Source organism: Chryseobacterium rhizosphaerae, assembly GCF_003385455.1.
Taxonomy (GTDB): Bacteria; Bacteroidota; Bacteroidia; order Flavobacteriales; family Weeksellaceae; genus Chryseobacterium; species Chryseobacterium rhizosphaerae.
Genome location: NZ_QNUF01000011.1, coordinates 36601 through 61198 on the forward strand (window position 1 = coordinate 36601; position 24598 = coordinate 61198).

Genomic DNA, 24598 nt, shown 5'->3' on the forward strand with positions numbered 1-24598 from the left:
ATGAATTTTTCAAAAAAAATATCATATAAAAATATAGCATGCCTTTTTAGTTGTGCTATATTTTTTATATTGACATCATGTGAAGAGGATCTTACCAAAAATAAAGGTAGCCAAAGTAAAAACTTTCCCTCACAAATCATTAATAATGCCAATATTGTACAGCGTGATTCCGGTTTTGTCACTTTAAAGGCCAAAGCTCCTATCATTGAAAAATATGAACTTATAGACAGTCCGTATGTGGTAGCAAGAAAAGGGATCAATATAGAGTTCTTTGATAAAAAGAAACCGAAAATTCCCGGAAAGATCACAGCTAAATATGCCCGTATTTTTGAATATAAAAAATTCTACGAAGCAAAAGGTGATGTAAGGATTACCACTAATGAAGGACAAAGGTTTGCCATGCAGAGTATTTATTGGGATCAGAAAAAGAACAGGATTTATACTAAAGATACAGTGTATGTAACTATGGAAGACGGATCTACATTGGTAGGTGCTAATGGAATGACTGCTAAAGATGATTTTTCTGAATATACCTTTTATAACAACTCGGGAGACTTTAGTTCAAAAAGGATTTCTGAAAATAAAAAATAAATCCTATCATCATGAAAACTCTTGCAATTGGCCTTATGTCCGGGACAAGTCTGGACGGTTTGGATATTTGCTTTGCTGAATTTGAAAAGCAAGATACATGGACCTTTAAGATCCTAAAAGCAGAAACCATACCCTATTCTAAGGAGTGGGAAAATAAACTCAGAAGTTCCATTCATTTATCAGCGGAAGATTTATTAGAACTGCATTCGGAATATGGTTTTTACCTCGGTCAGCAGGTTAAAGAGTTTATCCGAAAATATCAGCTTGAAAACATCAGTCTTATCGCTTCTCACGGCCACACTGTTTTTCACCAGCCTCAAAAAAAATTCACTCTTCAAATAGGAGATGGCAGAGCGATCAAACTGGAAACAGGATTACCTGTAGTCTATGATTTCAGAAGCCAGGATGTACTGATGAAAGGAAACGGAGCCCCATTGGTTCCCATAGGTGATGCGCTTCTTTTTTCAGACTATGATGCATGTCTTAATTTGGGTGGGTTTTCGAATATTTCTTTGCAGGTCAATGGTCAAAGAATAGCTTTTGACATTGCTCCTGTCAATATCATTCTGAATCAATTAGCCCAAAAATTAAACCTCAGCTTTGATGAAAATGGAAATCTGGCAAGAGAAGGAAAAATAAATGAGGAACTGTTAAGCCGACTCAATTCATTAGATTTCTATCAGCAGCCCCACCCCAAATCTTTAGGGGTAGAATGGTGTAATGAGTATGTATTTCCGATACTTGAGAATATAGAAACAGCAAGTTTGCTGGCAACGGTTACAGAGCATATTGCCCAGCAAATTTCCAATGTCATCAATAAAAATAATATCAGGAATATTCTTTTTACCGGTGGAGGTGCTTATAACACATTTTTAATTGAAAAAATAAAAGCTAAAACAACCTCTGAAATCATTATCCCATTCAAGGAAATCATTGATTACAAAGAAGCCCTTATTTTTGCCTTTATGGGTGTTTTGAAAATGAACAACGAGATCAACGTCCTTTCTTCGGCTACAGGGAGTACAGCCGATCATAGTTCAGGTATCATTGTTTAGAGAGACAAAAAATAATACAACATAAAAAAACCTTCAAAAATGAAGGTTTTTATTTATTTGTAAGCTTCGATCTTATCAGTCAATGCATTAATGAAATTTTGTAACGGCTTTTCTACCATCATCTTGATGAATGGATTAAACTTCCCTTCAAAAAGCATTTGTACTTCTGTCTGATTTTCATTAATAGGGTTTAAAGTTGCTGTTAATGTAAAGTCTAAACTTGAACTTGCTGATTTCAAGATTGCTTTCTGGTCATTAACTTCATCTATTTTCAATGCAATTTCCGGCATTCCCTGTAATCCGAATTTAAAACCGTTGTCTCTTGTTTCAAATTTCTGAAGACCATCCGGCATAAATTCTTTATAATTTTCTGGAGACTTCAGTAATTCTGACAGCTCTTTAGATGATTTATTAACAATAATCTTTCGTCCTTCTAAATTCATTTTTTATTTTTGTATTTAAATTCTTAATTCTTACAAATGTATAAAGTTTTTGTGAACGAAAAAAAATTATTAGTATCTAAGCATCCCGAGGAACTTGAAAAAAGTATTGGGTACGAAAGTTTCACAACTTTAGAGATTGCATTAGATATTTTAGAGAATACTTCTGTAAAAGAACTCAATGTTTTCGGTGAGAATATTGATGAGATCTGGAAGGAATTTCAAAAGCTATTCAGGATCATTGAAGCAGCGGGAGGAATTGTAAGCAATCCTGAAGGTGAAATTCTTTTCATCAAAAGGCTGGGTAAATGGGATCTTCCTAAAGGTAAAATGGAGAAAGGTGAATCTCAGGAAGAATCTGCAGTAAGAGAAATTGAAGAGGAGACCGGTCTTAAAGACGTAGAACTCGTACAATTCATTAATACCACTTACCATATTTATGTGGAAAGAAACGGTGAAAAAATACTAAAATGCACCCACTGGTTTGAGATGAATTTTAGTGGAGAAGATACATTTAAACCTCAAGCGGAAGAAGGGATTACTGAAGTGGCATGGAAAAAAAGGCAGCAAATAGAAAACGAAGTGTTTCCAAGCACTTTTAAAAATATTAAACTGATTGTAAAAGATTTTTGGAATTCGAAAAATCTGTAGCCCTGAAAGAAATAAAAAAGGCTGGAAGTTATTAAACTTAAACTTCCAGCCTTTTTTGTTTTTTTATCAGACTATATAAAGTCGATCACCTTTTCTAGCGCTATCCCTCTGGATCCTTTTAGAAGAATATTTTCAGACTGAATCGGAGTCTGCTTCAGGTATTCAATTAATGATGATGTATCTTCAAAAGCAAGATTTGAAGAATTCACTGCTTTAAAGTGTTTTCCTACCGTAATGATTTCATCAAAATTTAAATCCTGGGCCAGTTTTAAGATGTTCTGATGCTCCTTTTCGCTTTCAGCACCCAATTCCAGCATATCTCCAATAATAATGGTTTTACGCCCCTCAAAGCTGATGAAATTATTCAGGGATACTGTCATAGAACTTGGGTTAGCATTATAAGTATCCAATACCAATGTTTTATTCTCTTTTTTTACCACCTGTGAACGCATGTTCGTCGGGGTATACTGCTCAATAGCATGTTTTATTTTTTCAAAGCCAATTCCGAAATGAAGCCCAAAGCATGCCGCTACACAAAGATTGGTGAAGTTATAATCTCCTGTCAGTTTTGAAAGAGCTTTGAGATTCTGATAAGACAAACCTACAAAGTGTTCCTCTGAGAAAGATTCAAAGTTATAATCTGACCCTTCATTTCCAAAAGTGATGGTAGATGGGTAGTTTTGCGTTTTTTCGATCTGGATAGGATCATTTTCATTAACGATAATGGTCCGTTGGTTTGATGTAAGATAATCGTAAAGTTCAGACTTTCCTTTGATCACTCCTTCAAAACCTCCAAATCCTTCCAGATGGGCTTTCCCAAAATTGGTAATATACCCGAAATCCGGCTGTGCAATAGTACACAGGAGTTCTATTTCCTTTTGATGGTTGGCTCCCATTTCTATAACCGCGATCTCATGTTCCGGTTTGATAGAAAGAATAGTCAGAGGAACACCAATATGATTATTCAGGTTTCCATATGTATACTGAACATTGAACTTTTCTGACAGTACCGCATGTATCAGTTCTTTTGTTGTAGTCTTCCCATTGCTTCCTGTAAGCCCTATAAAAGGTATGCTAAGCTTATTTCTGTGGTATATTGCTAATTGCTGTAAAAACTCAAGAGTAGATGGAACATAGAAAATATTCTTATCTCTGTTTTCAAATTCCGGCAGTTCTACGATTACTGCCAAAGCACCATCGTCTATAGCTTTTTCTGCTAAAGTTGCGGCATTGAAATTTTCGCCGGAAAAGGCAAAGAAAATATCATTCTCTGCTATTTTTCTACTATCTATCGTTACTTTACCTGCCTGTAAAACTAAAGGATAAAATTGTTCTATATTCATGTGGAAATATATATATTTTTTTTAAGAGGTCACATGCAATCGCCAAATCTATATGAGTATTTCAGACTTTTTAACCAAAGCGATTTCATGATTCAAAAATAAAAAAACCTTCCGGAAATCCGGAAGGTTTTTTTTAAGTATTTTTTGATAAATATATTATCTTCTAGTTCTGTTCTTATCGTTTGTTCTTGCATCCTGTGCAACACGGAATCCAATCCAACCATAAGCCTTGCCTTGGTTTTTATATCTTCTCTGACCCGGGTCCAGCCAGTATGCAGTATCCTGCCAAGATCCTCCTTTTACAACTCTTACGTCATTAGAGATTCCTGAAGTTCTGTCTTTACCGTCTTTCAGCATTTTCACTTTACCTCCTGCATCTACAATGAAACTCTGACGAGGTGCATTATACATATCGAATGATGAAGCTGAGTCTGATTCTCTTCTGTATTCTAAAGAAGATTGTCTGTCACCGTCTCTGTAGTTTCTGTAGTCAGCAATTGTCTGTCTTTCGAACTGTCCAGGAAGTCCTTTATACACTAATCTACCGTCAGATAAAGTATCGTATTTAATAGTCCCTTCGTCAATCATTTTATAAGTTCCGTCACCGTTTCTTACAATAGCCTGAGGCATATTACCTCTGTAATAATTGAAGTCGTTGTAATCTTCATCTATAATAGGTCTGTAAACATCCGCTGTCCATTCAGCAACGTTACCGTACATACCATATACTCCTAAATCATTAGATGGATATTGTCTTACATCTGAAGTTTGTGCAGATCCGTCATTTTTCCATCCTGCGATACCGGAATAATCACCTTTACCCATTTTAAAGTTTTCAAGAAACATTCCTCTTTCTTTTCCTTTGGTACCTCTTAATCTTTCGATTTCAGGTTTTTTACCTAAGTATTGGTTATATTCTCTGTTCTTAGCCATACCAAGAGCAGCATATTCCCATTCTACTTCAGTAGGAAGTCTGAACTTCTGTACCATGGCAGAATTCGGAGCTCTGTTTGCAGAAAGAAGTCTCTGGTTTGTTGTTTTAAGACCAGTTTTTTGCTGCATTCTCTGCTCATTGATGTAACCCTGCATTTCAGGATCATTCGCTTTGAATTTATCCATATTGAAGGCTGTTCCTCCCTGGTTATTAGATTCGTTGATATACAAATCTTTAGCAATAATACCAGCGCTCATCAAAGCTTTTTCGTTTGCTCTGTCTGTCAGCCACTCACAATATCTGTTTGCCTGAGTCCATGAAACTCCTACTACAGGATAGTAGTCGAATTCCGGAGAACGCAGATACGTTTCATTATAATCGTTTCTAGCTAGTTTGTTGTCCCATAATAAGGTATCCGGTAGAGCACCGTTATAGATTTCCTTAAAACTAGGGTCACTTGGTGGGAATACATACTTCAACCATGTCAGGTATTCGCGGTATTCATAGTTTGTAATCTCAGTTTCTCCGATAAAGAATGAACTTACCTGCATTCTGCGAGGTGTGTTATTCCAATCGTGCATAACATCATCTTTCACTAATCCCATTGTAAAAGTTCCACCTTCTACATATACCATTCCAGGCCACCCCTTCTGCTTCTGTTGCTTTCCTGCAAAAAACCAACCCTGTTTTTCGTTTGGCTTCCAACCTGTTTTACTGACAAATTTTTTGGTACCACCACCTTTGCTGGTTCCTGACCCGCCACAACTGGTTAATGCAAGTGTAGAACTTAATGCTATTAATGAAAACAACTTTAGTTTTTTCATAGTCGATATAAATATTTTCAAGAGTACAAAGAAAAAATAAATTATTCAATAAATCAAATAAAGATTTGATTTTTTTGAAAAACGTTAACAAATTAATTTTATTGTATCGCAATTTAATTATAAAATTTTCATTTATTTTGTAATTTAGCAATTTCAATAATAAACATGAGACAAAAAATCACTATTTTATTTCTATTCTCTTTTGTATCAGCACTTTGGGCCCAAAGAAACACCATAGAATGGGATGGTTCAAAAATTCAGGATTTTGGTGATACAAAATTAATTCTTCCAAATTTCAAAAATGATGGTTTTTCGTTTAGCCAAAATAACATTTTTATCATAACTAAACAAAAAATAGGGGAAAAACAGCTGAGAGTTTCTGACCTTATTTGGGAGAATGTTTCCAACAAGGATTTATTTGAATTGGATAAAGGCAGCCTACCCGATTATGATATTGCGAATGTTTCATATTATACCCTAGAGGGAGAAAGCTATGCCAGTATTAATGTTGCTTTATTTAAAAATGTAAAAGGACGGGTTCAAAGATTATCTTCATTTAATGTTTCTGAAGCCTCTGCTCTGAACACTACAAATAATGTAAACAAAATAGGATCTACAGCCAACCCTCTTTCAAATGGAAGCTTCTATAAGATAAAGGTAGATAAATCGGGAATTTTTAAGATCACCTCTCAATTTTTAAAAGATAACGGGATCAACCCAGCATCTGTGAATCCTAAGAATTTCAGAATATATGGAAACGGAGGTCTTATGCTTCCGGAATTTAATCAGGATCCAAGATACAGTGCATTGCAGGAAAATGCCGTTCAGGTGGTAGGTGAAGATGATGGTGTATGGAATGACAGTGATTTTGCTCTTTTCTACGCTCAGGGACCGGATGGCTATAACCTTTATAATAGAGGTAATGGTAATGGTTATAAAAGAACAGATACCCGTTATGACAGAAGTGATAATGTCAAAAATATATATGAAGACTTTTCATATTACTATATTACCTTTGACAAAGGTCCGGGTAAAAGGGTTCCGACTATCGACGGAGATCTTCCTAACCAGCTGATCACAAGATATGATGACTACCAGGTGATCAACAATGATCAGAAAAATCTTATGAAAGTAGGTAGAGTGTGGTTAGAAGATGCCCCTTTCACTACCGAAAAAACAATAACCTTTACTACCAAATCCCCTATACAACCTTCGGATGTTATAAGGTACAGAACCAGAGTGGCTGGATACAGGGCACAAAAAAATACAATTGATTATAAAATCAATGATGTGAACCCTGCATCAGGGGCAGTTCCTGAAGACACTTCCAATTTCCAGTATAATCTTTATTTCCTGCTTCCCTACAACGGAACAGTAAGCAACCTGAGTGGAAATCAAATTACCTTTAAGTACAATCCCAATATTTCTATCAATCCTAACGGATCATTCTATATAGATTATACTGAAGTACAATATAAAGAGAATCTTGTATACAATGGTTCACAAATGAATTTCAGAGATTTCTCTCTGGTAAGCGGAAGTAATACCAACTATGGTTTCAGCATTTCCAATGCTTCCAATATAGAACAGGTATGGGATGTAACAGATATTACCAATGCTAATAGAAGAGTAAATAAAGCCGGTGCCGGAAGTTTCAATTTTGCTTATATAGCTGCTGATCAAAACTTCAATAATGAGTTTGTTGCTTTTAGAGCGGATGCTGCTTTTTCTCCACAGTTTGTAGAGAGAATTGGTAATCAAAATCTTTCTGCCTTACAAAATATCGATTATCTGATCTTAACGGTTCCTCAAATGATGGGGCAGGCACAAAGACTTGCCAGCTATCACCAGACAAAAAACAATTATAATGTAGAGATTGTAGATGTCAATAAGGTATATCAGGAATTTGGAAGTGGAAGCAAAGATCTTACAGCTATAAGAGATTTTGTGACAAAACTGAATACTCCTCAGGGAAGACTTAAATATGTATTTATTCTGGGAGATACATCCTATGATTATAAAAATAAAGTTTCAAATAATTCCAATGTTGTTTCCAGCTACCAAAGTGAGCAGTCTTCAGACTATGTAGGTTCTTTTGTTACGGACGATTATATTGTCATGACAAAACCGCAAACAGCAAATATTATTGAAAGTAACCTGCCGGATATACCGGTAGGAAGAATTCCTGCATCAAATGCTTCTGAAGCCGGAGATATGATCAGCAAAACACTGGCTTATTATAATGCATTGCCTGGGCAATCCAGTCCGTTTGGAGAATGGCGTATGAGGTTAGACTTTGTGGTAGATGATGACAATGACGACGGCCCTCCTTTCCACAATGTTATGAACACTACGCTGGTCAATGTATTTGAGCAGCCGGGACAGCAGCAGCTGAAAGAATATAATGTTAAGAAATTATACCTGGACTCTTTCACTGCTCAAAGTACAGCAGCAGGACAAAGATACCCACAGGTTAATCAGGCTATTTCCAATGCTATCGGAAACAGTATGTATCTGTTCTATTTCGGACATGGAGGGATCAACGGTTGGGCACAGGAAAGAGTATTAACCAGTACAGAAATCCAAAATTCCAATAACTTCTCTAATGTTTACAGCAGATTCCCATTTGTTTCTACAATTACCTGTGAATTTACCTTATGGGATGAACCTGCCACTAATTCTGCAGGAGAACAGTTCATTAAGCTAAAACAGGGCGGTGCTGCAGCCATGATTACCTCAAGCCGTGCTATTGGAGTAATCTACGGACGTCAGTTTACAGATACTTACACTAAAAATATCTTTAAATTGACTAATGATGACTTCGAAACATTAGGAAATGCTCATTTAACGGCAAAGAAACAAAGAGGAGCTGACCTTAACCATTTAAAGGTAAATCTTTTGGGTGATCCCGCTATGAAACTGAGCAGACCTCAGAGACTTTTGGTAATTGATAATATTGAAACTCCTGTTCCAGGTCTGATCAGAGGTTTGGATTTTGTGAAAGTGAAAGGACATATCAATAATTCGAACGGAACATTAAACAATACTTTTAACGGAAGAGTTACTATTAATATTTTCGATAAGAGAATCAATAAAAAAACATTAAATAATGATGGACACCTTAGTCCTATATTAGAATATACAGAAGAAGGAAGCCCTATTGTAAAAGCTTCGGGTGTTGCTGTAAACGGAGTTTTCACTGCCGAATTCTATGTGCCTAAAGATATTAATTATACTGTAGGACAGGGAAGAATATTAGGATATGCTGATAATAAGGTCATGGATGTTTTCAACAATCAGGCTGTACAGGTAGGAGATCTTAACCCTAACGGAGTTAATGATAACCAGCCTCCAAAAGTAAAGCTGTATATGAATAACACCAATTTTGCTGATGGCGGTATCACCAATCAAAACCCTACCCTTCTGGCTTGTCTTACCGATGATACAGGAATCAACTCTACAGGTTCAGGTGTGGGTCACGATATCACCGTATATCTGGACGGACAAATTATCAACACTATTATTTTAAATGATTTTTATGCTGCAGGAGAAGGAAACGGATGTTTAAATCCAAGTCTTGCCGAATACCAAAAAGGAAATGTAACTTACCCTTTCAGGAATTTAGCTATAGGCCAGCACCAATTATTATTTAAAGTTTGGGACATAAACAATAATTCGACAACTGCCACGTTAAATTTTGAGGTTAAAGATGAATCTGATCAACATTTGGTAATCAACCGTCCATTAAACTGGCCTAATCCTTTTACCAATAAAACTTATATCCAGTTTGAGCACAACTGTTCTGATATTCTGGATGTGAATGTACAGATTTACACGATAACAGGAAGATTGGTAAGAACTTTATCTCAGCCAGTAGTTGCAGAACCGTTCCTACAGGGCTTTAGAACACCTCGCCAGGCAATAGAATGGGACGGAAGAGATGATTTTGGGGCAACAGTAGCAAAAGGTACGTATATTTTTAAGATATTTGCAAAAAGCCAGAATCAGGAAAAATGCAAAGGAAGTGCTACAGCTGTAGAAAAAATGGTACTTTTGAAATAATTAGATAATACATAGATAATAATATTAATAAAAAACTGATAATATATAAAAGACAACATATGAATTTAACTACTAAACTGCTTTTAGGATTTGGGTTAAGTGCTGGTTTTCTAGGATATTCACAAGATCTAGGTAAAGTAGGTCCTGTATTAACCGGAGCACCTTTCCTAAGAATTGCACCAGATGCCAGATCAGGAGGTATGGGAGACCAGGGGGTTGTAACCTCTCCGGATGCATTTTCACAATTCTGGAATGCTGCAAAATATCCTTTTAGCAGAACAAGTTCTTCCATCGGTCTTAACTACACGCCGTATATGGGAAAACTTACTAACGATGTATTTTTACTATATGGAGCTTTCCATAAATTTTTGGGACAGGACGAAAGATCTACTATTTCCGCGAGTATTTATTATTTCAATATGGGTCAGGTGGACCTTACTCAGCTGGTAGGTACTGAAATTGCTTCCATGGGTACATCAAAACCAAATGAATTCTCTCTAGACGTTGCCTATGCTTTGAAGCTATCCGATTCATACTCAATGGCTGTAACAGGTAGATTTATCCGTTCAGACTTAGCCGGTGGATTCAATACAGATACAACCCTTAAGGCTGCTAACTCTTTTGCAGTAGATATTTCAGGATATTACAGCTCACCAAAATTCACAGGATTAGGAGGAAATGACGGTAAAATTAATGCCGGTTTTGCAGTTCAGAACCTAGGTCCTAAACTGGATTATACAGGAAATGAAGAATCGAGATCTTATCTTCCTACGATGGCAAGATTAGGGGTTGGATATGACATGTACCTGGATGATATGAACAGAGTGGGAATTAGTGTGGAAGGTTCAAAACTTTTGGTTCCGGGATCTGAATATGTTGGAATTGATCCTAACACAAGACAGCCACGATATGAAATTCCAAATGTAGGTCCAATGGCCGGTATTGGAAAATCTTTCAAAAATAAAAACAGTATCATGTATAGTGGTGCTATTGAATATTCATACGACAATGCTTTTTCTGTAAGAGGAGGTTATTTTCATGAAAGTGAAGAACAGGGAGCAAGACAATTTGCTACAGCTGGTATCGGATTGAATTACCGTTCTTTCGGACTTGATCTTTCTTATCTGATTAATATGTCTAAAATTAACAGTGCTTTAGATAACACTCTTCGTTTCGGTCTTACCTGGAACATTGGAGATGAAACATCTAATAACGACCGTTAACAGCAACATCAATATAATAAAAAAGCCTCATCTGCATGAGGCTTTTTTATTGGAAACAGAAGAAGGGCTTATTATCAATCATGAATACGCTTCGCTTGTCTCGTTTTTTTTCTGTCAATCCATCATCCACTTTATAACGCAAAAATGAACTGCCGGCAACACTTCTCTCCTACTATTAAAAAAATATAACATTTAAGTTTACAAAAGTCTCATCATTATAACTATTTTCTTAAATTCAATAGCTATTTTTGTAGTATGAACTATTCAGCAGAGCTAAAAAAATTTGTAACCAGTCAATATGTATATTCTGCCATTAGAATTACATTAGCTACTGTTCTGCCCTGTTTAGTCCTTGCCCACTTTGGGATTTTAAAGGAATATTTCCTCTTTCCTCTCGGAACCAGTTTTGTAGCTCTTACAGACCAACCGGGACCTTTCATCCGAAGAAGAAATGCACTCACTTTTGCCATCTGCTGTTTTGTCTTTGTAGCCCTTATTGCCAGCTTGGTAATGGACCTTAAACTATTAGTGCTCCTCGAAATCATTGTATTTGGAATGTTTTTCTCCCTGATCGGAGTTTATGGTCAGAGATTGGCTGCTGTAGGCTCCCTATCACTGGTTGTACTCGCCATCTTTATTGATGGCCATCTTACAGGAAGCAATATCTTAAAAAGCTTACTAATCTTTGCCTGTGGCTGTATATGGTTTTTACTCATCTTCCTTGTTGTAACTACCATCCGCCCCTATAAACTGGCTGGCCAGATGATTGGAGAAAACTATCTTCAGCTGGCAGAATTTTTAAAGATTAAAGCTAATTATTATCAGAAAAATCCTGATTTTGATAAACTGACCACTCAGGTTATCGCTAAACAGATTGAAATAAAAAACCTTCAGGAAGACACCCGGGAAACTGTTTTTAAAACAAGAACCATCGTTAATGAATCTACAACGACCAGTCGTTTGCTGATGTTGATGTTCCTGAACTCTATGGACCTTCATGAAAAACTGATGACCTCTGAGAGTGACTATCAAAAGCTACAGCAGAGTTTCGAGGACAGTATGATCCTGGTTAACATTCATGATTATCTGAATCTTTTGGCCGAAGAAATCACCAATATCGGAATTGCCCTCCAAAGTGGAACACGAGCAAAATCCATATTTAACCTGGAGCTTGAATTAAAGAACCTTAATTACAATTACTTCGAACTCAGAAATAAACAATTAAGCTCAGAAAATCTGGAAAATTTCATGATCCTGCGTCAGATCCTGATGCGTATCAATGAAATTACCAAAGAGATCAATGAGATTTATAAAGTATTTTCCCAGGATGTAAAGCTGGCAAAAAGTTTATCTACCGGGCTGGATCTGAAAAAGTTTATGCCGAATGAGCCTAAGCTTAATGCTAAAGTGCTAAGGAATAACATTTCATTATCATCCTCTCATTTTCGCCATGCGATAAGAATTACTACCGCTCTGCTGGTGGGATACCTTTTCTCTATGTTTGATTTTCTGGGACTGGGACATACCTACTGGATATTAATTACCATTACTGCGATCCTAAAGCCGGCCTATTCCATTACAAAGCAAAGAAACCTGCTTCGTCTCTACGGAACCATTACCGGAGCTACCATAGCGTATATCATTCTGCATTTTATACACATCAACGGCGTTTTATTTGCCATCCTGCTTATAAGCATGATCATGTGTTTCAGCTTTTTAAAAGGACGGTACTTTTGGGCTGTATTATTCATGACGATCTATGTTTTCCTCAGTTTTAATTTCTTAAACCCTGGAAAGATAGATGTTATTTTCAAAGACAGAGTGGTAGATACAGCTATTGCCGGAATTATCGCTTTTGCAGTATCATATATTGTATTGCCGGTTTGGGAACACACCCAGAATTTAGATTTGATGAAAAAATCTGCTGCGGATAACCTCATCTATTTCCAGAGCGTGATTTCTAAATTCCTTGAAGGAAATTTTGACCTTGAAGATTATAAGGTAAAGCGAAAGAATGCAATTATTTCTTTGGCCAATCTTTCAGATAATTTCCAGCGAATGATTTCTGATCCTAAAAACCAACAGAAAAAACTGGAAGTAGTTCATCAGTTTGTGGCTACCTCGCACCTTGTCACAGCCTATACAGCTTCTCTTTCTCAGTACTCCAAAAGCAATGAGCAGTATCCTGAAATAGACGCCGAAAGCTGGAGCAGAAAAATTGAGGCTGAGATGCAGCAGACTTCCACCCTACTCAACGGTAATGATATCAGCGAAGCTCTTAAAATGGAAAGCCGTCTTGAGCCGGAAGACTCTTCCATTGAAGACCTGCTCTTGAAAAGAAAAACGGAGATCGAAGAAAATGAGATTATCGACAGAAGAGATCCCGATAAAATTTCACATTTAACGGAACTTAAAAACATCCATGATATCCTGGAACTGATTTATGATGTAGCCAAGGAACAGAGAAAAGTTATTGAAAAATACAGAATTGAGAAGCACGCTACTGCTACGCCTCCACAATCGTAAAGCAATAATCGTCAAAAAATTCTACTCTTGCCTTAAACTCATCAGAAAACTGTTCGTCATACACACGGCAGCTAATCTTATGAAGATGTTTAAGCTCAAAGGGTTTCACTTCATAGTTTTTCTTCAGAGACCAATATTTTGAATGGTGGATTTTATACATACTTTCTTTTACACTCCATATAATAGTATAAAAAGTATCTGCCTTATCTTCAGGAATGAATCCTCTTTCATTTTCATAAGTGAATTTATCAATTACCCTTAAAATTTTAGGATTGAATTTTTCAACGTCAATACCTATTTTGTTTTTAGAAATAGCAATAGCTGCAAAAGGGAAAGAATGAGTAATGGAAATTTCCGCATCATGAGGAGAAAGAAAAGGTTCTCTTTCTTTATACAGAATTTTGGAAGATGGCTTTAGTCCTTTCAAAAGTTTACGTACCATCAGAACTTCCAATAGTTTTTTGGGATGGTAATCCTTTACTTTTTCGGCATTTTCAGGCTCCAGAAGCTCGTGGATATCAAGTTCTTCGCTTTCGTCATACTTCCAAACAAGGATTGTGGCATTATCATCTGAAAAATCTCGGTAAAGGGGCATTCTTTTTTTATTGGGTAAAAATAGTGAAAAGAAGCGGAAATAGAAACAGGTGCAAACCGGAAGATAAAGAATCAAAGTTATTACAAGTTGCTCCCACAATTTACAGCAAAAGCATCAGGAAGATGAATCTTATAAAAACACCTGTTTTTCTACTATTGATTCCCAAACTAAAAGTGGTAAATTTGTTCTTATTCTTAAAAGTATAATTTTGGAAAAAATTGCTGTTATCGGAGGACTTGGCACTTTGTCGGGAGGTGACTTATTTTTTAAATTACTTAAAAACCAACGGGTATTAAAAAATCAATTACAGTATCACTTTGTATTTGAACAGCAACCTTATAGCCAAATCAATCTACCTTTATATCATGAAGAAGATATAAAGTCTAGAAAGTATTACACCTATAATGTCTGCAAAAAATTTGAAGCCCAGTCTTTAACCAAAGTACTTCTTCCCTGTTTTGCCAGCCATTCGTTTTTAGAAGAACTTCAAAAAGAAATCTCTATTCCGATCGTTAATATTTTCAAAGCATTAGCAGAATATATCAACTCAAGATTTAAAACTCCAATAAAAATAGGAGTATTAACATCTGATTATGTCAAAGAAAGCCATATGCTGAGCCAATATATTCCGGATCATGAATTAATATTTCCTTCCCATCAGGAAAGGTTAATGGAAGCTATTTATGGAGATCAGGGCATCAAAAATGGTTATTTTGACGGGCTTTCTTTAGAATATATCTACCAAGCTTGTACGGAACTCAATAGCAATGGCTGTGACATTATCCTGCCGGGAATCACAGAGCTTTCTCTGATTGTAGAACAGCTATGGAAGCGGGGAATATCCATTCTTGATGTAAACCAGATCTATGCTGATTATGCTTTAGAACATGATAGCGATATAACTGCAAAACCATTTAAACTTGGCATATTAGGAGGTGTAGGCCCTTCAGCTACCGTAGATTTCATGAACAAAATTATCAAGAATACACCTGCACAAAAGGATCAGGACCATATTAAGATGGTTGTTGAGCAAAACCCTCAGATTCCCGATAGAACAGCCCATCTGATCTATAATGAAACAGATCCGAGTATAGCCCTGTTTTCCACTTGCAGACGTTTGGAAGCCGAAGGAGTTGACGCCATTGCTATTCCTTGCAATACGGCCCATGCTTTTGTACAAGATATTCAGGAACATTTAAGTATTCCGATCATCAATATGCTGACAACAACAGCTGAATACATTCGTGAAAGCTTTGGAGAATCAGTGAAAGTAGGATTACTGGCCACCAGTGGAACTATTGAAAGTAAAGTCTACCATAATATCCTGGAAGAATTTGGATTTGATGTTGTTATTCCCGATCAGGAACATCAAAATAATGTCATGGAAAGTATCTATGGTAAATTTGGAGTAAAGGCAGGGTTTACTGAGGGACTTTGTAAAGAGAGCCTTCTTAAAGCAGCAGATTTCGTCATCAATAGCGGGGCCGAGGTTATTATACTCGGTTGTACAGAACTCCCTCTCCTATTTCCTATAGAAACTAAGATTGTCAAAAACGGAAAAAGCATTCCTTTGATTGACCCAACCTTAATTCTTGCAAAAAAAATAGTCCTGATTACAAAAAATGAAAGCAGCAACAAATAGAGAGAATGTTGGAAGATGGGAGCTGGAAGATGGAAGTTTCTATTTGACAATAAAAACAAAGGCAAACTTATTTAGAAAATCCATGCAAAAAAATACCCTTTGCAAGGTTTGAAACCTTGCCAAGGGTAATCAAATTTCATCCCTCTTCTTATTTATTTAGACTGATGGTTCACATCATTTCTATGCTCAATAATTTCAAGATTGGAATCTACAAAGTAAGCACTTCCGAATCCGTTTACATAAGATCCTTTTACCGGTTGTAAAGCAATCAAAATAAAGTCACCCATTTCAGAAATGACATCCACTACTTTTCCGTGAGCTTCTTTCAATTTTGCAACTACGTTATTCCATGTTTCAGAGTCTCTTTCTATCTGAGAAGTTGTAGCTTCAATAGTCAGACGTTCTCTGGCATATATTTGTTTGGTAGCAGATTCATCTTCAATAAACATCATTGAGGTTTTTCTTCCTTCTGCAAGATTTTTGGTATGTCTCGCCATAAAAGATACCAGAATATAGAATGTATGACCATCCTGTACAAAAGGAGCATAGCTGGAATTAGGATTTCCTTCCGCATCTACGGTGGCCAGAACTACACTTTTACTTCTTTCTATAAGCTCTTTTACTTTTGGAGCAACGGGTTTTGCTTTTCTTTGAGATTCGTCTTGGGTATTGGTATGATTCATTAAGGTATTATTTATGAGATAAAAATAGTTATTTATATTAAGACTAAATAATTTTAAGCCATGTTTAATCTCATAAATCCGAACTCAGGCTGCCGTTTTTTTATCTTAATTATTAATTGTAATTTTGCATTTCATTATCAATTGAATTTAAAAACTATTCATTACATATGAGTACTACAACACAATACGTTCCTTATAAAGTTAAGGACATTTCCCTAGCAGAATGGGGAAGAAAAGAAATTACTCTTGCAGAAGCAGAAATGCCAGGCCTGATGTCTATTCGTGAAGAATACGGACCATCTCAGCCACTTAAAGGAGCAAGAATTGCAGGATGTCTTCACATGACAATCCAAACAGCTGTGCTTATCGAGACATTAGTAGCTTTAGGAGCTGAAGTTACCTGGTCTTCTTGTAATATTTTCTCTACTCAGGATCACGCTGCTGCTGCTATTGCTGCTGCAGGAATTCCGGTATATGCTTGGAAAGGATTAAATGAGGAGGAATTTGACTGGTGTATTGAGCAGACTTTATTCTTTGGAGAAGACAGAAAACCATTAAACATGATTCTGGATGATGGTGGAGATTTAACCAATATGGTTTTTGATAAATACCCTGAATTCACAAAAGATATCAAAGGGCTTTCTGAAGAAACAACTACCGGAGTACACAGATTGTACGAAAGAATGAAGAACGGAACTTTAGTAATGCCTGCTATCAACGTAAACGATTCAGTAACTAAATCTAAATTCGACAACAAATACGGATGTAAAGAATCTGCAGTAGATGCTGTAAGAAGAGCTACTGACGTTATGTTAGCTGGAAAAAGAGTGGTAGTTTGTGGATACGGAGACGTAGGTAAAGGTACTGCTGCTTCTTTCAGAGGAGCTGGTTCTATTGTTACGGTTACTGAAATTGACCCTATCTGTGCACTTCAGGCTGCTATGGATGGATATGAAGTAAAAAGATTAGATACTGTAGTAGACAATGCAGATATCATCATTACTACAACCGGTAACTTTAACATCGTAAGAGGAGAGCACTTCCTTAAAATGAAAGACAAAGCTATCGTTTGTAACATCGGACACTTCGATAACGAAATCGATATGGCTTGGTTAAACAAAAACTACGGTCAGACTAAATCTGAAGTGAAACCTCAGGTTGATATCTATACTATCGAAGGAAAAGAAGTTATTATCTTAGCAGAAGGAAGACTGGTAAACCTTGGATGTGCAACAGGACACCCAAGTTTTGTAATGTCTAACTCTTTCTCTAACCAGACTTTGGCTCAGATCGAATTATGGAACAACGCTGCGGCTTACAAAAACGAAGTATACATGCTTCCTAAGCACTTAGATGAGAAAGTAGCTGCTTTACACCTTAAAAAATTAAGCGTAGAGCTTGAAACTCTTTCTACAGAACAAGCTGAGTACATCGGTGTGGACGTAAAAGGACCATTCAAACCTGAGTACTACAGATACTAAGAGTTACATCAAAATATAATATGATCCCACTATTCCAAATAGTGGGATTTTTTTTATTTAGACCTCCTGAGCATTCCTTATTTTTGCAAGCAAAAAAATACAGTATAATGACTCAGGATTACCTATATAGGTTATAGGAAAAGGGTCAGATGGAAATCTTTTCGTTCAGTACCATTATAAATATATCACTCAATAAGATAAGAGCTCTCCAATTTGGGGAGTTTTTTTTATGAGGCGTGAATTATGGAGTGTGGGATTCGGGGTTAAATAATCCTTATAAATATTCAATAGGAACGGACTTTAGTCCGTTTTCACGATAGAATAAAATCAAACTGGCTTTAGCCAAAACATTAAAATTAATGAATGTATTTCACCGTATTTTGCCCATATTTTCTCTCTCCTAGAGCTCTGTTTATAAAAAATGAATATCTTAGCCTTCTTAAATAAAACATTAATCTATGAAAAAACAAAAAGTCTCGAATGCATTCATCGCTGCATCCTGGGTAGCATTGGGAGCAGGAATGGTCGGCTATATTGTAGGCCTTGCAAGAGCTGAAATGCTGTTGAACGAAAAAGGATACTATTTCACAATCCTGCTCTATGGCCTATTTGCGGTTGTTTCTCTTCAGAAAGCAGTCCGTGACAGATTAGAGAATATTCAGGTAACAGATATTTATTACGGGATCTGTTGGTTTGCAACACTATCATCTATTGTATTACTGGCGGTAGGACTTTGGAATGCCACCATACTTCCAAGTGAAAAAGGATTCTATGCCTTTGCGTTTCTACTGGCACTTTTTGGAGCCATCTCCGTCCAGAAAAATACAAGAGACAATATGGTTCAGGACTGATAAAAAACCTTCCATTTTTATGTGGAACATATTTTATTTATCTTTTTTGATTTATACCTGATTCACGCAATCTCATTATCAAAAAAAACGTTCTGCAGTTCATTAAAAATGACACTGTTTCTTCAAAATTTACTAAAAAACAAAAAGCCTCCCTTTTCAGTGAGGCTTTTGAATATTATAAGTCCATTGCAACTATTGATCAAAATGATTAGGATGTTGTGCTTTGATATCATCCACAGTTCCCAATACTTTATCTTTCAAAGAATCCTGATATTTCTGAAGATTTTCAGCTATCTGAGCATCTGCACTTCCTAAAATCTTTGCCGCTAAAATCCCTGCATTTAAAGCCCCGTTTAAGGCTACGGTGGCTACCGGAATTCCACCAGGCATCTGAAGGATAGACAGTACAGAATCCCATCCGTCAATAGAATTACTGGATAAAATAGGAACTCCTATTACCGGAAGTGTGGTACAGCTTGCTACCATTCCGGGAAGGTGTGCAGCACCTCCTGCACCGGCAACAATTACTTTCAGGCCTCTTTCTTTAGCCGTCTTCGCATACTCAAACATTCTTTCCGGTGTTCTATGTGCCGAAACAACGGTCAGTTCATATGGAATATCCAGACTTTTCAGAAAATTTGCAGCTTGTTCCATGATTGGCAGATCACTCTGACTGCCCATAATAATTCCTACCATCTTCAATTTTATTAGATCCTCAAAGATAAAAAATTAAAACCTCTTGTTAAAATTTAAGTCATCAGCCAATAATAAAAAAATATAAATCAAAAAGAATTAATTACTCCCTATTCATCATATTCAACATTTAAAATAGAGGCAGAAATTCATTAAATATAGATCTGTATCAGTAAAAATTACACTAACTGTGCCCATCCCGTTTATTTAAAAACCGGTAAATTTGTCAATCACACCTTATTTACCCTTGAAAGATTATAAACTCATTTTTGCCGTTTTTACTGTTGCTATTGTTTGGGGAACTACATTTTTAGCCATTCGTGTCGCAGTAGAAACTATTCCCGCGTGGTTTGTTGCAGGAATCCGTCAACTTTTTGCTTCTATTATCATGCTTTTTATTCTCCTTTCCCGAAAGGAATTTAAGTGGATTGGATGGAAAAATCTGGGGTATCAAGTTATTTTCGCTTCCCTAATTCTGGTTATAGCCAATGGAATGGTTACAGTAGCTGAAGAAAGCGTTACCAGCAGTCTGGCTTCTCTAATTAGTGCTTGTGCTCCTATTCTGGTGTTTTTAGGAAGTCTTGCCATTGGCCTGCAAAAATTCAGTTTTAGGGCTATGGCTGGTGTTTTGATATGTTTCAGCGGTATACTTTTTGTGTTCTGGGACGGCCTTAAAGATCTTGCCAACCCCCAATACAGGACAGGAATGATTTTCCTTTTCTGTGCTATTTCAGGATGGGCTTCAGGAACAATCTTTACCAAAAAAATGAATATTCAAAGCGGAAATATCACCCTGAACCTATTTTATCAGTTTCTCTTTGCGGGAGTCGTTCAGATCATTTTCGCCTTTATTTTTTCAGAAAATTACAACTTTGAAAACTGGACTTTAAAGAGTATCTCTGCTATGTTATACCTCTCTGTTTTTGGCTCGGTAGCTGCCTTTTTTGCATTCCATTATGCATTAACAAAGATCTCTCCGGTACAGGTTTCTATTATTGCCTATATCAATACTATTATTGCTATTTTCTTAGGATGGCTGATTATGGATGAAAAGATTTCTTTTAAATTTATTATTGCAACGGCCTTAATTATCTGTGGTGTCTTTATTATCAATTACAGACCTGAAATGTTTAAAAAGAAAAAGATAGAAAAAGCGGCAAGCATCTAATGGTCTCCATTTTTTAAAAAACCATTTATTTTTAGCCAGTTTAAAAAGAATTTCGGCCATTCTTCAGTATTAGTCCCTTTTTTACCTAACCCCCAACCGTGGCCCCCTGACTGGAATAAATGCATTTCTGCCGGAACTTTATTATTTTTCAGTGCCTGATACATGAGAATACTGTTTTCTACCGGAGAAATAGGATCGTCTTCAGATTGTGCTAAAAAGGTCATAGGTGTCTGAGTTCCCACTTGCTTTTCAACTGAAAGTTTGGCTTCGCTCTCTGCATCCCCATTCTTTCCCAATAAAGATTTAAATGAATGGGTATTATTGTTAGGTGGCAACATAGATACGATGGGATAAATCATGCCCGTGAAATTAGGTCGTGCCGAAACTAAATCCATAGCATCCTGTGGCGAATAATACGCTGTATTAAACGTAGAGGAAATATATCCCGCCAAATGCCCTCCCGCAGAAAATCCCAGTACCCCTATTTTATTGGGATCAATTTTATATTTGTCCGCATTGCTTCTGATTATTCTTAACGCGCGCTGAGCATCCTGAAATGGGACCATATTACTTGCCCATCCTTCTCCGGGAAGCCTGTATTCCAATTCAAATGCTGTAATTCCCAGTGACTTCAGCCACTCTCCGGTCGGATAACCTTCTGATCCTGATTCAATATGGGCATAACCTCCCCCACTTATCACCAATATGGCAATTCCATTGGGATTTGTTGGTTCATGAATGATTAATTGGGGAACAGCAATATGAGTTAATGAACCTTTTGGGGATGCTTTATTTTCACCTGCTGGGCCTGGTCCATCCGGAATTTTTTCCCAAAGCAAAACAGATTGCAGCTTATCCTTAGCGGAGCTTGCTTCCTGTGCCAATAGCATATTGACTGAACAGAACAGGAAAAGAAAAATATTTTTCATTTTTTAAATTTTTAGTTCCTAAATCAAATAGTTCCCATTAATCAAAAGTAATAACTATTATGAACAAATAATGACAGGGAAACCACCAATGTTTTATTTATTATATTGTAGGGAAGCCATCTTTTACCTGAGGATATTTTTCACATTTCCCCTTTTTTCCTTATATTGTTATACTCAACCTACACAATATGCTAAAAAACACATTTTTTGTCCTTCTGGCAGCCTCTTTACTTTTGATCAGCTGTGACTTTAAAGAAAAAGAAAAAAACCTGACAGACCGAGAAAAACAATTGCTCGAAAAGGAGAAGATATTCGCCAAAAAAGAATCCGAATATCAGTCACTTCTTAAAATGAGAGACAGTGTTTTTGCTAAAAAGGATTCGGTAAAAACAGCAGTATGGCCGGCAGAAATTTCAGGATCATGGAACGGAAAAGTAATCTGTACAGAATCCAACTGCAGTGATTATGCGGTAGGTGATCAGCGTACAGATATCTGGGAATTTGATAATGATTCTACCCAGCCGATCACAAAAATTATCAACAATAACAATCTGGTAAGACTTTATGCCGGTAAGTTTGAAAATAATGAGATCAAATTATCTTTTAAGACAGATTCTACAGCAAAAAAGAATGTAGAAATGAATGTCCTTCTTAACGATATTTCCGATAACAAAATCAAGGGAACCAGAACCATTACTTCTGATGGCTGCAGTGCCAAGTTCTCTGTTGAGTTAGTACGTTCCACAAAATAAGCACCTATGATGTTATTGAGTATACATAATCTGAGTCTTCCTATAGAAGATCCGGTACTGAAGTTCCTGTTGGTACTGGTCATTATCCTTGCAGCGCCACTATTATTGAATAAAATTAAAGTTCCACATCTGCTGGGGCTTATCATTGCCGGAGCCATAATAGGACCTAATGGTTTCAATGTACTGTCCAGGGACAGCAGCATTGTAGTTACGGGAACTACCGGACTCCTCTACATCATGTTTCTGGCCGGACTGGAGATCGACATGGGTGATTTTAAAAAGAACAAATGGAAAAGCCTTACTTTTGGACTTTATACCTTTACTGTTCCATTTGTTTTAGGATATTTAGGCGGTTATTATCTCCTTCATTTCTCGATGCTGACTTCGATATTATTTGCCAGTCTTTTTTCTTCTCATACCCTTATCGCCTATCCATTGGTAAGTAAATTGGGGATTGCAAAAAATAAGGCCGTTAATATTACCGTTGGAGGAACAATGATTACAGATATTCTGGCTTTATTGGTTCTTGCCGTAATCGTTGGAATGTCACAGGGAGATGTAGGTACTGAATTTTGGGTAAAACTATCAGTTTCTTTTGTGGTTTTTGCCCTTATTGTACTTATTGTATTCCCTATTATAGGACGTTGGTTTTTCAAAAGGGTGGATGATAAAATCTCGCAATATATTTTTGTACTGGTCATGATTTATCTGGCCGCTATGCTTGCTGAGCTAGCCGGTGTAGAAGCTATTATCGGTGCATTCTTTGCCGGATTGGCATTAAACAGGCTTATCCCTCACACCTCTTCTTTGATGAACAGAGTTGAATTTGTAGGAAATGCAATCTTCATTCCGTTCTTCCTGATCAGTGTTGGAATGCTGATCGACTTTAAGGTTTTCTTTAAAAGCTGGGAAACGCTGGAGGTAGCCGGAATTATGCTTGTAGCCTCCATTGGAGGAAAATATCTTTCCGCTGTAGCCACTCAAAAAACTTTCAGACTGACTAAAGAAGAAGGAAAACTGATCTTCGGACTAAGTTCTGCTTCAGCGGCCGCCACACTGGCATCGGTAATGGTAGGTTATAATATTATCCTCTCCGAAACCGAGACTGGAGAACCCGTAAGATTATTGAATGAGCATGTACTGAACGGAAGTATTTTACTGATTCTTATTTCCTGTACCATTTCCTCTTTCATTTCTATGGCAAGTGCCCAGAAAATTGCAGAAACGGATAATGAAGATACCGTTTCAGGGAACAGCCATGAAGATGAAAATATACTGTTAGCCATCAACCATGAAGAAACTGTTGAAAGAATGGTCAATCTTGGAATCCTCATAAAAGCCCACTCTAACACGGAAGACCTGTTTGCTTTAAATGTAATTAATGAAGATAAGAATGAATCTTCTGTAAAAAATGCGGAAAAACTTCTTCATCAGGCTACAGATGCGGCGGCAGCGGCAGATGTTAAATTACAGGCTTTAAAAAGGTACGACAATGATGTTATCAATGGGGTCAACAACGTAATTAAAGAACAGAAAATTACAGATCTTATTATTGGATTAGAAGATGAGAAGGGATTCTCCCCGTCTTTTGTCTATAATCTATACAATGGTTACCTTCAGAATGATGATGTGAATGTATTGGTATACCATGCAGCACAGCCTCTCTCTACAATCAAAAGGTATGCTGTGATGATTCCTGAAAATGCCCATAAAGATGCTGGATTCTTCCATGCACTTTTAAGGGTTTGGAATATTGCCAGAAATTCCGGGGCAACAATGGTTTTTTATGCCCCTGAAAACATTATTGATATTCTTCAGAAAATCATGAAGAAAGCCAGTATAGAAGCAGAATTCATTATCATGAGCACATGGCAGGACGGTGAAAAAACAGCTGCCCAGCTTAAGGATGATGAAGCTTTAATTATCTTGATGGCCAAACGCGGTATGAAGTCTTATATTCCGCGAATGAGATTAATTCCTGAACTTTTAAACAGAAATCTGAGTGACAATAATTATCTTTTGATTTTTCCATTCTCAGAATATGATAAAAACAGCCCCGAAATACGCTCCGTAGGAAACCATGGAGACTTTGTGGAAATAGGAAATGTGATTCAGAACATCTTTAAATAATACCAGCTAGTTTAGCCATGCTTTT

The 24598-nt window shown here is 36.7% G+C and carries 19 protein-coding genes; 12 read left to right on the forward strand and 7 right to left on the reverse strand.

Annotation, left to right across the window (positions count from 1 at the left end; genetic code table 11):
* Together lptC and DRF57_RS11325 are read left to right on the forward strand one after the other, a co-directional pair.
* Positions 1–591, forward strand: a complete 591-nt coding sequence (lptC, locus tag DRF57_RS11320) for an LPS export ABC transporter periplasmic protein LptC (RefSeq protein ID WP_047487427.1) — start codon at positions 1–3, stop codon at positions 589–591.
* Between the two features lie 11 nt (positions 592–602).
* Positions 603–1646: an anhydro-N-acetylmuramic acid kinase gene (locus DRF57_RS11325; RefSeq protein ID WP_115918568.1), complete on the forward strand. Its 1044-nt coding sequence runs from the start codon at positions 603–605 to the stop codon at positions 1644–1646.
* A 53-nt stretch (positions 1647–1699) separates the two neighbouring features.
* Here the strand turns inward: DRF57_RS11325 and DRF57_RS11330 are convergent, their stop codons facing one another.
* Entirely contained in the window at positions 1700–2089 is a 390-nt protein-coding gene (locus DRF57_RS11330) for a hypothetical protein (RefSeq protein ID WP_047487421.1), read from the reverse strand.
* Between the two features lie 36 nt (positions 2090–2125).
* On the opposite strand from DRF57_RS11330, the gene DRF57_RS11335 reads away from it, so the two are divergent.
* Positions 2126–2737, forward strand: coding sequence for an NUDIX hydrolase (locus DRF57_RS11335; RefSeq protein WP_047487415.1), 612 nt, complete (start codon positions 2126–2128; stop codon positions 2735–2737).
* Positions 2738–2808: 71 nt separating this feature from the next.
* Here DRF57_RS11335 and DRF57_RS11340 read toward each other — a convergent pair whose 3' ends face one another.
* On the reverse strand, positions 2809–4080 hold the full coding sequence (locus DRF57_RS11340) for a UDP-N-acetylmuramoyl-tripeptide--D-alanyl-D-alanine ligase (RefSeq protein WP_047487413.1): 1272 nt from the start codon (positions 4078–4080) through the stop codon (positions 2809–2811).
* A 156-nt stretch (positions 4081–4236) separates the two neighbouring features.
* A complete protein-coding gene (gene gldJ / locus DRF57_RS11345) occupies positions 4237–5838 on the reverse strand; it encodes a gliding motility lipoprotein GldJ (RefSeq protein WP_047487409.1) in 1602 nt (533 codons plus the stop codon).
* Between the two features lie 165 nt (positions 5839–6003).
* Here gldJ and porU point away from each other — a divergent pair, with 165 nt between their 5' ends.
* The 3 genes from porU (at position 6004) to DRF57_RS11360 (ending at position 13649) form a co-directional block, all read left to right on the forward strand.
* The gene (porU, locus tag DRF57_RS11350) at positions 6004–9900 is read left to right on the forward strand and encodes a type IX secretion system sortase PorU (RefSeq protein WP_115918570.1); all 3897 of its coding nucleotides are present in this window, start codon (positions 6004–6006) and stop codon (positions 9898–9900) included.
* Between the two features lie 59 nt (positions 9901–9959).
* On the forward strand, positions 9960–11123 hold the full coding sequence (gene porV, locus DRF57_RS11355; protein ID WP_047487403.1) for a type IX secretion system outer membrane channel protein PorV: 1164 nt from the start codon (positions 9960–9962) through the stop codon (positions 11121–11123).
* A 255-nt stretch (positions 11124–11378) separates the two neighbouring features.
* On the forward strand, positions 11379–13649 hold the full coding sequence (locus DRF57_RS11360) for an FUSC family protein (RefSeq protein WP_047487400.1): 2271 nt from the start codon (positions 11379–11381) through the stop codon (positions 13647–13649).
* Here DRF57_RS11360 and DRF57_RS11365 read toward each other — a convergent pair.
* Complete coding sequence (locus DRF57_RS11365; protein ID WP_115918572.1) at positions 13630–14244, reverse strand: 4'-phosphopantetheinyl transferase family protein; 615 nt, start codon at positions 14242–14244, stop codon at positions 13630–13632. The two genes, DRF57_RS11360 and DRF57_RS11365, sit on opposite strands and share 20 nt — an antisense overlap.
* A 208-nt stretch (positions 14245–14452) precedes the next feature.
* Here DRF57_RS11365 and cuyB point away from each other — a divergent pair, with 208 nt between their 5' ends.
* On the forward strand, positions 14453–15886 hold the full coding sequence (gene cuyB, locus DRF57_RS11370; protein WP_206607190.1) for a cysteate racemase: 1434 nt from the start codon (positions 14453–14455) through the stop codon (positions 15884–15886).
* A 152-nt stretch (positions 15887–16038) separates the two neighbouring features.
* Here cuyB and DRF57_RS11375 read toward each other — a convergent pair whose 3' ends face one another.
* Positions 16039–16569, reverse strand: a complete 531-nt coding sequence (locus DRF57_RS11375) for a pyridoxamine 5'-phosphate oxidase family protein (protein ID WP_047487395.1) — start codon at positions 16567–16569, stop codon at positions 16039–16041.
* Positions 16570–16736: 167 nt separating this feature from the next.
* Here DRF57_RS11375 and ahcY point away from each other — a divergent pair, with 167 nt between their 5' ends.
* On the forward strand, positions 16737–18050 hold the full coding sequence (ahcY, locus tag DRF57_RS11380; RefSeq protein WP_047487392.1) for an adenosylhomocysteinase: 1314 nt from the start codon (positions 16737–16739) through the stop codon (positions 18048–18050).
* Between the two features lie 458 nt (positions 18051–18508).
* Positions 18509–18901, forward strand: a complete 393-nt coding sequence (gene yiaA, locus DRF57_RS11385; protein ID WP_084086250.1) for an inner membrane protein YiaA — start codon at positions 18509–18511, stop codon at positions 18899–18901.
* Positions 18902–19093: 192 nt separating this feature from the next.
* Here yiaA and purE read toward each other — a convergent pair whose 3' ends face one another.
* Positions 19094–19597: a 5-(carboxyamino)imidazole ribonucleotide mutase gene (gene purE / locus DRF57_RS11390; protein WP_047487386.1), complete on the reverse strand. Its 504-nt coding sequence runs from the start codon at positions 19595–19597 to the stop codon at positions 19094–19096.
* Between the two features lie 244 nt (positions 19598–19841).
* Between purE and DRF57_RS11395 the strand changes: the two genes are divergently transcribed.
* Positions 19842–20762: a DMT family transporter gene (locus DRF57_RS11395; protein ID WP_115918576.1), complete on the forward strand. Its 921-nt coding sequence runs from the start codon at positions 19842–19844 to the stop codon at positions 20760–20762.
* Here the strand turns inward: DRF57_RS11395 and DRF57_RS11400 are convergent.
* Positions 20759–21691 carry an alpha/beta hydrolase gene (locus DRF57_RS11400; RefSeq protein ID WP_115918578.1) on the reverse strand — a complete coding sequence of 311 codons (933 nt, stop codon included), beginning with the start codon at positions 21689–21691 and terminating at the stop codon, positions 20759–20761. The genes DRF57_RS11395 and DRF57_RS11400 overlap by 4 nt on opposite strands.
* Before the next feature lie 188 nt (positions 21692–21879).
* Between DRF57_RS11400 and DRF57_RS11405 the strand changes: the two genes are divergently transcribed.
* Complete coding sequence (locus DRF57_RS11405; RefSeq protein ID WP_115918580.1) at positions 21880–22443, forward strand: hypothetical protein; 564 nt, start codon at positions 21880–21882, stop codon at positions 22441–22443.
* 6 nt (positions 22444–22449) lie between these two features.
* Positions 22450–24573 (forward strand): cation:proton antiporter, encoded by a 2124-nt coding sequence (locus tag DRF57_RS11410; RefSeq protein WP_115918582.1) that lies wholly within the window; start codon positions 22450–22452, stop codon positions 24571–24573.
* The last annotated feature ends 25 nt before the right edge of the window (positions 24574–24598 follow it).